Raw genomic sequence first — 13,414 nt, 5'->3', positions numbered from 1 at the left:
GGCTACCTCAGGTCAAGGCGCGCCCGGGCCTGCGCACGTATCGGCACGGGAAGGTCCAGTACCGGAAGCCGCACCGTTTTTTCCAGGGCGACGACGACGCCGGCGCTATCCGCGCCGGTATCTGGCAGCACGCGCTCCGCGGGACATGTTGCAGCGGCGAGCTGGCGCACGGTGGCCGGGCTGGGATGGCAATCGCTCAGGGTGGCGCTGCTGAAATAACATTCGCGGGTGATCTCTTGGCTGATCGCGAGCGCGGCGGAATCGGCTTGCCCCTGGAGTGTGTGCCGGGCGGTGAGGACGGTGGCGAGGTAGACGAAGCCTAAGCACAGCACGGCACTGAGCGCCCAGGTTCCCAGGCCCAGGATGAGGATATTGCCGCGTTCCCGGGGTGCTGCTCGTGCCCGCAGTGCCGGAGATTTCACCAGGGTGTGCACGGCCGCGCCTCTCGGAAACGATCCACGCTTGTTCACGGCCGCGCCTCTCGAAAACGGTCCACGGTTGTTGAGGCGCTCTGCTCTATAAGAACAGTGCGCCCAAAATAAGCGAGCGGAACCGAGACCTCGACCGTGACGGTGATACGTGCTCCCGGGCTTAGGCACGGGTGGGCGGAACAGGAGATCCGCGGGGGCGCACCGCTTAGGGCGGCGCCGCTAACCGCAGCATCGCTTACCGCGGCGTGGACAACCGCCCGTGCTCGCGCTGTTCCGCTGGCTGTGTTGTCCGCGGTTGCGAAACTGCGGGCTGCTTCCTGAGCTGCCTGCGCGGCGACCGCCCGGGCGCGGGTAATCCCGGTGCTTTCCACGGTAAACATGAGGAGCGGGAGAACAAGCATGACGAGGATAGCGAGGGCTTCCAGAGTGCCGTTTCCCTTTTCGCGGATGCTTCGGTGGTTCACCTGGTTTTTCATAACCGTGCTCCTTTCGCGGGTGGCGGGTGGGTGTGCGCCCCGCGAGCGGTGAGGACGTGTGCGTGGGATCGCAGCTTGACCGGGTGTGTTCCCAGGAGGGAGGAATATGTTCCGGTGATCTCGACTCGTAGGAAGTCCTCTTCCCCGATGCGGATCGTGCTCGCGCTGGCTGCGCACTGGCAGGCGGGGACCCGCGCGGTGATGTCCGCGGTGGCCTGCGCGGCTATCTCGGGCAGGCTGAGCTGGCGTACCGCTCCCGCGCGAGCGGCCCGTACTGCGCAATCACGTATCTGTTCGATTGCAAAGACGCGGGATCCGAGAACCGCGAGCGCCAGGGCAGCTAGTACCACCACCCCGGCGAGCAGGCAAAAATCGACGACTGCACTGCCGCGTTCGGAAGTGGGAGCACAGGGATCACGTGTCTTTCTCATGAAAAACTCGAGATGCGTTCGATGGCGGTGGAGAAGAGATTCGTGAGAGCCGGGCCGGCTACTGCCCAGATGGCGAGCACCAGGCCGACGGTCATGAGGGTGACAAGTACCCAGCCGGGCACGTCTCCGCGTTCGCCGGAATCCGGAGCGGTCCACGTTGAGTCTGGTAGATCAGAGTGGATAAGCGCGCCGTGCGTACTCACTGACATAAGTAGTTCCTTTCGCTAGATAGGTTGGTTGTGGCGGTGGTTTATGGGGAGGTGAGAGGAAGGAAGGTGAGTCGGGCCAGGCCCGGGTAGAGGGCGATGACCACGATGAAGGGCAAAATGAGGAAAACAACGGGAATCATCATGAGGATTTCGCGGCGTCCTCCGCGTTCAAGGAGTTGGCGGCGCGCGTAATCTCGTGCTTCTTCGGCCTGTACCCGCAAGGTGTCTGCGAGTGGGGAACCGTGGGCGAGAGCAGCAAGTAAGGCTTCGCATAGGCTTTGCAAGGCCGGGTTGTGTACCCGTTCGTTGAGGCGGCGCAGGGCCGTGGTGAGCGGGTCACCGGCATAGACATCTCCGAGGGTTCGCCTCAGTTCTTTTCCCAGGGCTCCGCCGGCAAAGCTCGCAACGTATTCGATAGCTCCCACGATGCTGGTGCCCGCCCCCACCGCGATGCTCAGGAGGTGGGCGATATCAGGAAGTTCGGCGGTGATAGCGCTGTCGCGGCGGCGCAGGCGTGCGGTGAGCTGAGAGTCCACGGCGAGGATGGCACCAATGAGGAAGAGCACGGGGCAGGCGGCCGCGAGCGCCGCGGGTAATCCGCGGGCCAGGCAGGCTAGCCCGAGCGCGATACCGGCTGCTCCGGCGAGTACTCCCGCGCGTAATTGGGCAAAGCGGAAGTCTGCGACGTCGCCCTCCCCTAAACGGTGGAGACGGCCCGTGACCGATGCATGAGTGGAACCGAATTTTTCCGCGCCGCGCAGCACCATCCGGATGATGCGATGGGGCAGGCGCGGGCGGGCACCGCCCAGGTAGGGCGCGATGCGTGAGACCAGTGCGGGGCCCGGCCAGAGCCACCACCAGCCGAGGAGCACGAGGCCCGCCGCGCAGAGACTCCCGGTCAGTGCGGGGAGGGGTGCGGGAACGAGCATGGGAAGGGGAAGAAGCATAGGAGCGGTCCCTTCCTATACGGCGGCGCGTCGGGCGCGACTGGGACGGGGAGGCGAGTGCTGGCCGGCCATTGCGGCGCCTGGCACAGCAGCCGCCGAGGCTCCCGGCGGGGCTTCCGGTGAGGCTCCCGGGGATACTCCCGCTGAGGCTCCCGGCGCTGATCCCGGCGCAAATCCCGGGGAGCCGGCCAGGACTCGTTGTTCTTCGGGGAGTCGGCCCAGGTGGAGCATGAGTCCGTAGGCGAGCAGTGTGGCGGCCAGGCCAACCAGCAGGATGAGGGTGCCGGTTGGCGAGGTGAAGGCGTCCATCGTGCCCGGCCTGGTGGAGAGCAGCAGGAGGACGAGCCACGGGGCGAGTGCGGCCACCCGTGCCGCGTTAACGGTCCAGGATTGCCGGGCGAGGAGTTCGCCCCGGGCCCGGTTTTCTGCTCGCAGGGATACCGCGAGGGATTCCAGGACGCGGGGTAGATCGTGGCCGCCGTGGCGCACCGCGAGTCGGAGAATTTCGAGGACCCGGTCTGATACCGGGTCGTGGAAGGAATCTTTGAGACGGGTTAGGGAGGTGTCAAAGCTTCCGGCTGTTTCCAGGTGGGTGGCGAAGGAGCGCAGCGCAGGAGGGGCATCTGGCCGGGTGGCGAGATAGAGAAGAGCTTCGGGGATAGTGCGCCCGGCCCGGAGGGAGGACAGCAGCTTATCGATGCGGTCGGGCCAGGCGAGGCGCTGTATATCCCTCGCTTTCCGACCTGCGTGACGGGCATGCCAGACCGGCAGCCAGAGCCCTATTACTCCCCCGGCGGCGACGAGGAAAGGATGCCCGGTGCCGAGCACGGCAGCTAAGGCCAGGCCGAGGCCGCAGCAGATACTTATCCCGAGCCGGCGCCAGGAAATCGCGACGCGAGCCGATCCGAGGCGCCCCGGCAGTCCCGACCAGCGCGAATCGCCAGCGTAGCGCGGGCGATCCGAACCGCCCACCACCGCCGAACCGCACAGAGCGCGGATAACCGTGAGAATCCCGGTGGTGAGTAAAGCTCCAACGATCAGTCCCATGATCAGCTCACCGCCCGGGTAAGAATACTTCCATCTGGCCCAAGGCCCATGACCTCCAGGATTTGAGCGACCTTACGCTGCCCGCTGGCCGCCCGGCTTACGTGGATGACGAGGTTAATAGTGGCGGCAACAGTGGGCGTCACAAAGTTCGGGGTGATATTTTCACCGGCGAGGAGCGGGAGGATCTCCAATTTCGTGAGGGCTTCCCGCGCGCTATTGGCGTGAATAGTGCAGGCCCCGGGAATGCCCGCATTGAGGGCCACAAGAAGATCGAAGGCTTCCGCACCGCGTACTTCTCCGATAACGATGCGGTCCGGGCGCATGCGCAGGCTTTCGCGCACGAGGTCGCGGAGCGTCACCGCGCCGCGCCCTTCCAGGGACGGCGGGCGCGTTTGCATCGCAACAACATCGGGAAGGTCGATACCCAGCTCAAAAACTTCTTCCGCGCTGATAAGACGCTCAGTTGTTGCTATCCCTCCGAGGAGAGCACGTAGGAGGGTGGTTTTGCCAGCCCCGGTTGATCCCGATACCAAAATATTGCGCCCGGCGCTCATGGCTGCGCTTAGGTAGTCTGCTTGCGCTTCTTCCAGCATCTGCACATTTACCAAATCGCTGAGCTGGCGGGCCCGCACCGTGTATTTTCTGATATTGATCGCCCAGTGTCGCGCGGTGATATCGGGGATGGCCACGTGGAGGCGTTCCCCGGTAGGCAGCTGGGCATCAACAAACGGGGTGGAAAGGTCCAGGCGCCGCCCGGAAGCGTAGAGCATCCGCTCCACCAAGGTGTGGATCTCATCTTCGGTCATCGTGAGATCAATACGAGTGGAAACACCCGAGCGGGCCACAAAGATCTTATCGGGCGCATTGATCCAGATTTCTTCTACCTGTGGATCGTCAAAGAATTTCTGTAGCGGTCCGTATCCGCTCAGCTGGGAGATGAGGTGGGAGCGTACGCTCTCCGTATCCGCCAGGGCCGCGTGCTCCCCGCGCACTGATTCGTCATTAAAAGTACTAAGGGTTTCTCCCACGATGTTTGCCAGGAAGGCGGCATCACGGCGCGGATCAATTCCGCGGTGCCGAATCGTTGCCCGAACTCGCTCTTCTATGGCCTGCCGGTTGGCGGAGGCAGGGCGATAGGCACGACTGGCCACGTGCGCTGAGCGAGCCGAGGCGAGGCCCGCGGGCCCCGGATATGCCGTTTCGTGCATGGCGCCTCCTTTGGATAGTCGGGTGGTGATCGTGGTGAGCTGCTCTCACTGTAGGGTCTCCCGCGTGTGGGAATAGCACCTAGCCGGCTGGCTGTGGATAGGGGATGCATTTCGCGATCATGTGGATAGTTCCGGCGGCCGGTCTATATCCGGGCATAGCGACAGACCTATCTGGACGCAGCACCAGACTTATCGGGCCGTGGCAGCCGGCCTATATCCGGGGTGTAGGCAAGCACGTGGCTGAGTTTTCGGATAAATTGAGGGGGTGACTACTTCTCCGCTCTATCTTGCTGCGCTTGCCGTCGGGGCTCTCGGCGTCGAGATTGTCTCCACGCGCCAACCGTTTGTTGAGACGGAAGATTTTGTTTCCGGGTGTGTCCTTGATTCTCAGGGGCGCCACTGGATGGTCAAAGTTCCTCAGAATGGCACGGCGGCGACGTCGCTAGAAGCCGAAGCGGCTCTGGCTCCCCAGCTTTTGGAGGAATTGCGGGCCGGTCGCCTGCCTTTCGATATTATGCGGCCGGCCGGTTTTGTTGATGCTGATACCGGGGGTCGCGCGGTGGTCTACCCGGAGCCTTTTGGGCGGGCGCTGGTTTTCGAGGCTCTCGGTGAGGAAGAAGTGCGGGAGATGGGCCGTACTCTCGCCGCGATTCACAGCATTGACCGGGATGTGGTGGCTCGTTCCGGGTTGCCTGTTTATACGGCTGGGCAGTGGCGCGCGCGGGTGCGGGCCGAACTGGAGGCAGCAGATCAGGAAACGTCCCTTCCCACGATTTTGCGCCAGCGCTGGATGGATGTGCTGGATAGTGATGAGGTGTGGGATTTTGAGGAAACGGTTGTCCACGGTGATGTGGCGTCCGATAATTTCTTGTGGTCGAATGGCTCGGTTGCGAGCGTGCTCGGTTTCGGTGAGGCACACGTGGGCGACCCGGCCCGGGATTTAGCGGCGATGCTTGTTCTTGATGATGAACAGTGGCCGAGTTTTATTACTTCTTATGAGAATGCGCGCTCGGTTGAGCTGAGGGAAGCGGATTACACCCGTATTATTTTCACGTCGGAGTTCGCGATTATTCGCTGGCTCATGTACGGGATTCGTACGGGCAGCATGGAGATTAGGAACGACGCCGTCCAGATGCTCGGCGCGCTGGCCGAGGACGTACGTGAGGCCCCGGATTTGCTCCCCGCTACCCCGGCATCGGAGCCGGCTTTCACGGAAAGTGCTTCCGATGCCGAGGCGAGCGGTGCGGATGAGCTGACCGGGGAGACCGCGGTTACTGCTCCTGATTGGGCAGACCCGCACGAAGCAGAATTTCCTCCTCGCTGAGCTTCCCAGCCCGTAGTTCTTCAGCCCTATTTCCCCGCAGGTAGACGAAGGACGCATCAATTTCCGCGAGGGGGATGCTGTGGGCCCGGGACCAGGCAAGCCGGTAGAGGGCGAGCTGGAGTTCCCGGGCAGCCTTCGTTTCCCCGTAGGGGCGCCGCCCGGATTTCCAGTCCACGATAGTCACCGGGGCACGCCCGGGTACCTGTGAGGTGTCGAAAACAGCGTCGAGTGCGCAGTGGACAACATGCCCCCCGATGACCACGCCGAGTTGCTGCTCGATGGCGAGCGGCGGGTAGCTAGCCCATTCGGACGCTTCGTAATTCTCATACATACGCGCAATTTCTTCTGCGCTGAGAACGGGATCATGATCGAGCGGATCCTCGCTATCAATATTGAGCACGGCGGCGCTCGCGTAACTATCAGCGATTTTTTCGTGCAGGATCGTTCCCAAACGCGCAGCTCGCGAGGGCTGGCGGGGAACCGGGCGGCGTTTATTGAGCAGGTATTCTTCGCGGTGTTCAGCCCGGTAGACGAGCTCGGTGGCGGTGTAATGCCCGCCGGCCTCGGTGTACTCGGACGTTTCGGCTTGCTGTTTGCGTGCAATAAGCCGGCCGATGACCTGGGTGAGTTCGGCGCGCTGGTCAGCATCGAGAGTTTCCGCCTCGATAGGGAGGCTGCGGGCCAGGTCACGCGGCCAGGCAAGCAGATCGGGCGCCTCGAAATAATGCGGTACCGGTTCGAGGACCGGCGGGTACACAACTTTTTCGCCGAAAATGTCGACGAGCTCATCCACGCTCAAGCTGTCCGGTGCAATATCCGGGAATCCTTCCGGCAGCTTCACGGAGGAAACCGTGGCGGGCGAGGCAGCCAGCGTGAGCTCCCCGCGGGCGGCAGCTTCTCGCACCGCGCTCAGGAAGCAGGAGGGCGGCCGTGTTTCAACGCCCAGCGCGTTATCGCCCCCATCTTCCGGGGTTTCGGCGGCGTTTTTCTTTGCTTGCTTTTCTGCTTTCTGTACCCGGCCGGACACATCTTTATCATCTTGGAAACAGTATCCGGCTAGCAGGAGCTCCCGAGTGGATCGGGTAAAGGCCACGTAGGCGAGGCGCCGCATTTCTTCACTTTCGTGGTACGCCAATTCGTCAAGGAACCGCGCGTAAGTATTCGCGACGGTGATTTTATCGAGATTGCGCGCTCCGGCCAGTGTGAATTGGGGTAGGTACGGATAGTCGGTCCGCAGGGGGTACGGGAAAATACCGGTATTGCGCGGCCAGGCTTTCACTCCTTCGGTCACTTCGGAGAACTGGCCTTTCACGAGTTCAGGTACGACGACGAGGTCACGCCATTCCAAACCTTTGGCAGCATGAACGGTCATCAATTGGATAACCCCGGGGGTAACATCGACCGCGCTCTCTACCCGCGGAATATCTGCCCCGGATTCTTCTTCCCCGCCGTGTTCTTCTGTTTCCACCACATCGAGCCATTCCACGAATTCGCGCATGCCCCGCTGGCTATCACCGTGCGCATAGGTGCGGGCCAGGGAGATGAATTGGTCGATGGAGGTACGGACTCGCTGCCCGCCTTCACTGCGGGTAGCAGCCGCGGTATCCAGGCCGAGCAGGTGAACGGCCCGATCAATCTGATCGGCCAAAGCGTTATGCAAACCGGAACGCAAGGACGCGAGGGTGGCATTCAAGCGCCGCAGGCGTTCCCAGCCAATGCTGGAGAATTCGCCGCGTGCGGATCGGGCTGCTTGCCTGAGCTCAGCTTCGCCCGTTCCCGCCAGCTCCGCCGCATCCGCGCGCTCACCTGGGCACTCGCCCCCGTGTTCACCCGAGTTGCCATCCGCATGCGCATCGAGATGTCCATCCCCATCCTCATACATGCCAGGGGTGCTTGGGGTGCTCACCAGGAGCATAAGCGCGTGGAGCGCCTCGCCCAGATTGGCTTCGTCACGACTGTTGAGAAGGGGTTGCGCGGTAGCCAATTCACCCGCGGCGCCAGACGCGCCCTCGTGGCCGGGTGCGGCGTCGTCGTTAATAAAACTGGCACGCACGTCGCTATCGACTTTGGTGACAGCCGCGGCCGCGTAGCGACGCGCCCAGCGTGAGAGCGCGCGGATATCCGCCACCCCAATATTCCAGTGGGCGAGTAAGCGCGCGAGGAGGTCGCCGCGGGCCGGGTTGGCGGCCAGGCCGAGGGCGGCCCGCAGGGTAATGATTTCCGGGCGCGCCACCAGCGATTCCCCGCCCACGATCTCAAAGGCGAGGGGCTGAGGCGTGGCACCGCCAGGGTGAGCGGCAGATTCCCTGGCGAGCTGGCTGTTGAGTTCGCGCAGTGCGGCGGCCATCATATCGATATAGGAGCGTTTGCGGCACAGGACGGCGATCTCGGCCCCGCGCGGTGCTTCACCGCGAGCGCGCCGCTCTTCGTTTTCCGCGGCCACCCGCTCGCGTACCGCGAGGATATGCCGGGCGATACTCCGGTAGGAGTCTTCGCGAAGGAGGGTACGGATTTCGCTGACGCGCCCGGCTCCCGCTCCGGGGCGTTCACGCAGCCGCAGTGGCGCGATATCGGTACTTTCCCCCGCGCTCCCCGCGGTTCCCGCGCTTGTTGGGGCGGGCCTGAATTCGGGTGGGAAATTCGGGTGGTCACGATCTTCGCGTAGGAACGTGTCGCGTTCTAAGGGAGTGGCGACGGCGTTGCCTGCGGCGAGCACGGCTCGATCATTACGGAAAGCGGTGGAGAGCTGGAGTTTCTCTACGTGCCCGAAAATGCGGGTGGTGTGACGTGCGAAGTTGGTCAGGGCGGCGGCGCTGGCGCCTCGCCACCCGTAGATGGCCTGGTTCGGATCGCCTACCGCGGTGATGGATAGGAAGCCGTCTCGTTTCGCGGTGAGGGCGCCCAGGAGGAATTGTGCTTGGTTTTCGTCGGTGTCTTGGTATTCGTCGAGCAGGATGAGGCGATACCGGGAGGAAATTTCCTTGGCGATTTGGGGATAGCGGGTCATGATGCGCCCGGCGATAGCGACTTGGTCGGCGAATTCGGTGACGTTGAGTTCTTTTTTGAGCTGCAGGTAGGACTCCACTAGCCCAAGTACGACCTGTTGTTGTTTGGGTACTGCCGCTCCCCCTTTCAAATTGGTGAATTTCTTGGAGGCATCCGGGTACCAGCAGCGCGCGCTCATGATGCGTGTTGAGTCGGCACACAGAGTTTCCAGGGCGTGATCTTGGGCGGTGAGGAAAGCGCGGGCTTCTGCTAGCTCCACGCCGTTGGTGAGGATTCCTTGAGCGAAGGTGAGGGCGTCGTTGATGAGGCTGGAGCGGCTGCGTTCGGCCAGGACCGCGGTGCTAGCGCTGCTGGGCAGGGCGCTGACGACCTGGTCCATGAGCTGGACGCGTTCGGCATCGGTGATGAGGCGGGCGGTGGGATCGGCTCCGACCAGCATGCCGTAGGCTCCGGCGATGTCGTTCGCGAAAGAGTTGTAGGTGGATATGACGGGCCGGCGCATGGCGCTCCCCGCGTTGCTTCCTTCCGGGGCGAGGAGGCCGAGTTTTTCTAAGCTGGTGTTAACTCGTTCAGCTAGTTCTCCGGCGGCTTTCCGGGTGAAGGTGAGTCCAAGGACTTCATCCGGGCTCACGTTGCCGCAGGCGAGGTGGTAAGCGATCCGGTCCACCATGGTTTTTGTTTTGCCCGATCCGGCTCCGGCAACCACGAGTATGGCCGGGGCGGTGGAGGTGATGACCCGGCGTTGTTCCGCGGTGGGTGGGTGTTCTTGGCCGGCGAGGATGCGGTCTAGAGCGGCATCGGGTTCCGCTGGCGTCTGTGCTTCAACGTATTCGTGGGGTGTGGGTGTCATGAGAAAATCCGTCCTTCTTGCGTGAGGGGACTAATGGATTGAACCCGGTCATTGGCTTCTTCCAAACTGGGCGAGACCGGTACGAAGCCGCTCACCGCGATCTGGGCGGCGCTGCGCACGCGATCTTCCGCTCGAGCTGCACTCACCTCATCAAGGGGTTCTTGGGTGAGAACGGAGGGGCTGTGCTGTTTCTTCAGGAAATTGTGCGGGTGGACGTACACGAGTTCCGCACCGGCAGGCGTGTGTTTTTCGTTGAGTGCCCACTGGTAGACCTGGAGCTGGGCGTGGTCCTCAGCCTGTGCCTCGCTAGGCTTATATTTTCCGGTTTTCAGGTCAATGACCCGGGCGCCTTCCCCGCGGTTGACGAGGCGGTCAATGGAACCGGATACCCGTACGGGCGGGGTGCCGGGAAGCTCGCGACTAATCCGGTGTTCTACGCCTAGCAAGGTGTCATCCCGGTGGGAATCAAGGTAAATATAGAGGTTATCGACCATGTCACTGGCTTGGTCGAAGAGGAGTTTGTCGTAATGGGTGGGAGTTTCGGATAGTTTTTCAGGCCAGAGTTCTACCAGGCGGGCGTGCATCTGCTCCTGGTTGGGTTCCTCAGCGAATTCTTCCGCGATGCGGTGAACTAGGGTTCCGATGGAGGCGCTCTCAGTGCCTTCTTCCGAGCGCAGGCCCACCGCGGAACAGAATCCGTCAAGCGGGCAGGCAAGGAGGGATTCCACCGCTGAGGGACTCACGTAGACCGGGCCGGGTACCGCTGCTTCGGTTGAGGTGGCGAGCTCATCCATCCAGGTGTGCGGATCCGCCGCGCTAAATCCGGCGCCACGCATTTTCTCCAGAGCCGCCCGGGCGAAATCGCTGGATTCTCCCCCGGCACGTAGTGCCCGGCGCAGTACCCCAACGGTTTCCTCACTGCTGAGGAGCGCGGGTGGGATCGGTTGGGCAACAAGGGGCCGGCGCCCGAGGGGAAGGGCCATACCCCAACGCGGATCGCTGAGCGAGCGCACGGTACGTGGAAGATTGGGACCGCTCCCACCGGCTCCCGTTCCTACTCCTGCACCCGTGCCTGCGCTAGCACCTGCTCCGGCTGAGTTTTCCGAGATATCAAAGCCGAGCAGGGGGAAGAAGCGCGAAGGGGTATCTCCCATGCTGTCCGTGGTGGTCACGAGGAGACTGCGCCGGGAGCGCGTAACCGCGAAATGTAATTGGCGTAGTTCATCAGCGATGACCGTGGATGTGGAATCGCGATAGACCGCACCTCCGCCAGCCGTGGCAGCCGAACTGACCCCGGAGCCCGAACTGGATCCACCGGCGAACCTTCCGGTCACAAGTTCACTCAGGAGTCCGGTACCCGTGAGGGCATCACGCGGGCGCGGATTAGGCCATACGCCATCCACCACGTGCATGAGGACAATATGGTCCCATTCGCGCCCTTGGGCTCCCGCGGGAGTAAGGAGGGAAACGCTATCAGCTTCCGCCCCACCCCGCGCGATGGAATCTTCGGGGAGTTCTTGGGAGCTCACTTCTTCCAGGAGAGTATCCACCGTGACAGCCGGGTCACGATCAGCCATGCGTTGCGCCACCCGGAAGAGGGAAATAACCGCATCGAGATTCCGGTTGGCCCGGTCGGCATCCGGGCCGTGCCCGAGGGCTAATTGTTGCCATTCTTCGGATTTTCCAGCTCCCTCCCACGCGGCCCACAGCACTTCTTCCGCTTGCATGGCGCAGGCCTCCCCCGCTTCCCGAATCCGGGCGAGTAGAGCGCGCAGGGGTTCGAGTTCCGCTGCGGTAGGCCCACCGCTCCCTAGGACTGCTCCGGTAAGAAGTTCCGCTTCACTGCCACGCTGCCCGGAGAGGAGGGCTTGGGCACGCAGCCACCTGCCTACCCTTTTGATTTCGAGGGGGTCCATTCCGATGATGGGTGAGGCGAGTAATGCCGGGATATTAACGCCCTCCGGGGTGGCGAAGGCGTGCGGGCCGCTGGTGAAGGCAGCGCGGATGAGGTCAAAGAGTGCGGCGACTGCCGGTTCGCGATGCAGGGGCTCATCACTAGCCAGGGGCGCTACCGGTATTCCGCGCCGCACGAGTGCATCGCGGATCAGCCCGTGTTCACTGCGCGCACGGGTAAATACCGCCATCTGCGCGTAGGGGGCACCGGTGCGTAGATGTACTTCTTCCAGGTAGGAAGCCACGTAGGCGATTTCTTCTTCCATGTGGGCGAAGCTGGCCCCGCGCAACGCATCATTCCACGGATCGGTTGGCCCGCAGGGCAATTGATCGGATATATGCGAACTTGCCGCTTCTGCATCCACCCTGGCGCCGTCACCATTGCCACTGGTATGACCGCTGCCATACTCCGAGAGCGCCGGCCCGGCAGCGCGGTGGGCATGCACACCCCCGCCCACCGGGAGGGCCTGCTCGATGCGCTGAGCTTGGCTAATAAGAACGGAACCACCGCGATGCCGGACGTTGAGGTAAACAAGATCAGCATCCAAGCCGCGCGGAGCGGGATAAGCAAGATCACCCGGGAGGGAATGCACCCCGCCGCGAAATCCCTGAACCGCACTATCGGGATCACCGGCCACGATAATCCGGGTTCCCTGATCGCGCATTACCCGCAAGAGGGGAAGCATGGACCGCGGTGCGTTCTGGGCATCATCAACAAGGACCATTGCCCAGCGCGGGCGCGGTACCGGGACCGTGCGGCCCGCTGCCGCCAGGTGTTCTTCCCAATCCGAGAGCATATGGGTAGCCGCACCGACGAGCTGGCTGTGATCAAGACGATCCGGGCTAGCGGCCGAACCTGCCAGCGCATCCCCCAAGGTGCGCACCTCATCGTACCGGCGCATAAGCGCGCCGGCCAGGCGCCACATCTGTGCTTGGAGTTCGGGCACGCTCCCGTTTTCCGCCCAGGCTTCCAACTGGCCGGCATCCAGACCGAGTTCGCGAGCGCGGGTAATAAGGTTACGCAGCTCTTGGCGTAATCCGGGAAGATCACGCACATCCTCGGTAACAAAATCAGGGAAATGGATACCCGAGTATTCATCACTGAGAATCTCACGCACGATGCGATCCTCATCAGGACCGGAGATCAATTCGGGTTTTTCCCGCCCCAGGGCTTGGGCATAGCGCTGCACAATGGCGTAGGCGAAGGCAGAAAGGGTACGGACCTCCAGGTTTTCGGGGCGCACCCCGGCCGCCAAGGTGAGCAGGTGTTGGAGGCGCGCTGCGGCGCGCCGATCCTGGGTGATGACCGCAATATTTCCTTCATGGAGAGCCGCGCGGGCAATATGGGCGAGGACGGTGGTTTTCCCACTTCCGGGCGCACCAATAATGCTCAGGGTGCCCGGGGCTAATCCGCCCGCAGACCGTGCCAGAGCCGCGCTGACCGCTGCCTCTTGTGAGGCATCGAGTTGTTCGACGATCCTGTCCACCACGATCCTTTCTTCGCAGGTGCGTTGTTAGGATTAACCATACGA

10 protein-coding genes are annotated in these 13,414 nt (G+C 62.8%); 1 reads left to right on the top strand and 9 read right to left on the bottom strand.

Annotated features, from left to right (window positions below):
• Positions 1-2 precede the first annotated feature (2 nt).
• Genes CZ322_RS06260 through CZ322_RS06235 form a run of 7 tightly spaced genes read right to left on the bottom strand, consistent with a single transcriptional unit; the run spans position 3 to position 4,749 of the window.
• A complete protein-coding gene (locus CZ322_RS06260; RefSeq protein WP_087070629.1) occupies positions 3-434 on the bottom strand; it encodes a hypothetical protein in 432 nt (143 codons plus the stop codon).
• 32 nt (positions 435-466) lie between these two features.
• Positions 467-907: a hypothetical protein gene (locus CZ322_RS06255; RefSeq protein WP_087070628.1), complete on the bottom strand. Its 441-nt coding sequence runs from the start codon at positions 905-907 to the stop codon at positions 467-469.
• Entirely contained in the window at positions 904-1,338 is a 435-nt protein-coding gene (locus tag CZ322_RS09900) for a hypothetical protein (RefSeq protein ID WP_143231871.1), read from the bottom strand. The genes CZ322_RS06255 and CZ322_RS09900 overlap by 4 nt, the downstream gene beginning before the upstream one ends.
• Positions 1,335-1,547, bottom strand: a complete 213-nt coding sequence (locus CZ322_RS06250) for a hypothetical protein (protein WP_219619189.1) — start codon at positions 1,545-1,547, stop codon at positions 1,335-1,337. The genes CZ322_RS09900 and CZ322_RS06250 overlap by 4 nt, the downstream gene beginning before the upstream one ends.
• A 41-nt stretch (positions 1,548-1,588) precedes the next feature.
• Complete coding sequence (locus CZ322_RS06245) at positions 1,589-2,494, bottom strand: type II secretion system F family protein (RefSeq protein ID WP_087070627.1); 906 nt, start codon at positions 2,492-2,494, stop codon at positions 1,589-1,591.
• A gap of 15 nt (positions 2,495-2,509) precedes the next feature.
• Complete coding sequence (locus CZ322_RS06240; RefSeq protein WP_087070626.1) at positions 2,510-3,541, bottom strand: type II secretion system F family protein; 1,032 nt, start codon at positions 3,539-3,541, stop codon at positions 2,510-2,512.
• A gap of 2 nt (positions 3,542-3,543) precedes the next feature.
• Entirely contained in the window at positions 3,544-4,749 is a 1,206-nt protein-coding gene (locus CZ322_RS06235; protein WP_087070625.1) for a CpaF family protein, read from the bottom strand.
• A 265-nt stretch (positions 4,750-5,014) separates the two neighbouring features.
• On the opposite strand from CZ322_RS06235, the gene CZ322_RS06230 reads away from it, so the two are divergent.
• Positions 5,015-6,073 carry a phosphotransferase gene (locus tag CZ322_RS06230; RefSeq protein ID WP_087070624.1) on the top strand — a complete coding sequence of 353 codons (1,059 nt, stop codon included), beginning with the start codon at positions 5,015-5,017 and terminating at the stop codon, positions 6,071-6,073.
• Here the strand turns inward: CZ322_RS06230 and CZ322_RS06225 are convergent.
• Positions 6,021-9,929, bottom strand: coding sequence for an ATP-dependent DNA helicase (locus CZ322_RS06225; protein WP_087070623.1), 3,909 nt, complete (start codon positions 9,927-9,929; stop codon positions 6,021-6,023). The genes CZ322_RS06230 and CZ322_RS06225 overlap by 53 nt on opposite strands.
• Entirely contained in the window at positions 9,926-13,369 is a 3,444-nt protein-coding gene (locus CZ322_RS06220; protein WP_143231870.1) for an ATP-dependent DNA helicase, read from the bottom strand. The genes CZ322_RS06225 and CZ322_RS06220 overlap by 4 nt, the downstream gene beginning before the upstream one ends.
• Positions 13,370-13,414: the final 45 nt, after the last annotated feature.

The sequence above is a fragment of the Actinotignum timonense genome, assembly GCF_900155575.1.
Lineage (GTDB): Bacteria > Actinomycetota > Actinomycetes > Actinomycetales > Actinomycetaceae > Actinotignum > Actinotignum timonense.
This window is presented reverse-complemented; position numbering and strand designations above follow the sequence as displayed.